The sequence below is a fragment of the Micromonospora sp. NPDC052213 genome, from assembly GCF_040679695.1.
Classification (GTDB): domain Bacteria; phylum Actinomycetota; class Actinomycetes; order Mycobacteriales; family Micromonosporaceae; genus Micromonospora.
The window spans coordinates 1-1,008 of the sequence record NZ_JBFAVI010000429.1 but is presented as its reverse complement, the minus strand read 5'-3'; the positions used below and the strand labels follow the sequence as shown (position 1 = coordinate 1,008).

The 1,008-nt window shown below is 72.7% G+C and carries 1 protein-coding gene and 1 pseudogene; both read right to left on the bottom strand.

The features are described 5' to 3' along the window. Window positions 1-188 (bottom strand): annotated as a pseudogene (locus tag AB0L34_RS34510) (c-type cytochrome biogenesis protein CcsB); the annotation flags it as partial. Further along, window positions 188-1,008 (bottom strand): cytochrome c biogenesis protein ResB (locus AB0L34_RS34505; protein ID WP_363709884.1); only part of this gene is annotated, 821 nt, incomplete at its 5' end. The pseudogene AB0L34_RS34510 and the gene AB0L34_RS34505, both read right to left, overlap by 1 nt.

Sequence of the window (1,008 nt, the reverse complement as noted above, 5' to 3'; positions counted from 1 at the left end):
GGCGGCGCGGCCGGCTCGTCGACGGTGCCGCCGGCGCCGCCGACGCCCGCGCCGACCAGTTCCCGCGCGGGCGCGGCCGCGGGGACCTTCCGCGCGTTGCCCAGCGCGAACTCCACGGCGTGGCTGATCATCGCGATCAGGTACACCAGGATCGCGTACGCGACCAGCTGGTCGGAGAGTGCGGACATCACTCGTCTCCTTCTCGCGCCCGCCGCGCGTCCGGCTCGTCGCCGCTCACCGCGGCGACGAGCTGCGCGAACTCGTCGGCGAACCCTGGGTGCTCGGTGCGCGGCAGCCCACCGGCCTCCACCAAACTACTACCGCCCGTCGGAGATCCACCCTCCGGGGGCGAAACCCGGAACCACACCCGTCGCCGCCGGGCGAACAGCGAGCCCATCAGGCCCAGCAGCAGCGTGCCGCTGGCCACCAGCAGCAGCGTCTGCCCGGGCGCGTGCCGGACCGCGAGCGTGATGTACGGCTTGGTGCCGACGAACTCCAGCGTGCTGCCGTCGTCGAGGGTCCACTTCTCCCCCGGCCGCAGCAGCTTGGTGCCGATCTCCTTGAGCTTGCCGTCGTCGATCTGCCGCCGGTCCAGCGCGTATACCGAGCCGGGGATGCCGGCGTCCATCCCGAGGTTCCCCCGGTACGCGGTCAGGTTCACCATCGGGTTGCGCTCGGCCGGGTACTGCGACGCCACGTACGGCGCGCTCTCCGGCCCGGTGGGCAGGTAGAGCCCGTCGAAGGCGATCTGCTGGTCCGGGGCCCGCGCGCCGGTCTTCGGGTCGACGTTGGCGTCCGGGAAGATCGCCACGCCCTCCTCGGTCGCGTTGGAGTCGCCGGTACGCAGGAACGGCGCCTCGCTGGTCTGGCTGCGGCCGTACTTGTCGGTGTACTTCAGCAGCGGCGCGTAGCCGTTGCCGAGCAGGTAGACGTTCGCCGAGCCGAGCCGCAGCGGCGAGTTGACCGAGATGCCGGCGGTCCGCGCCGTGCCGCCCGGGTCGTCCACGG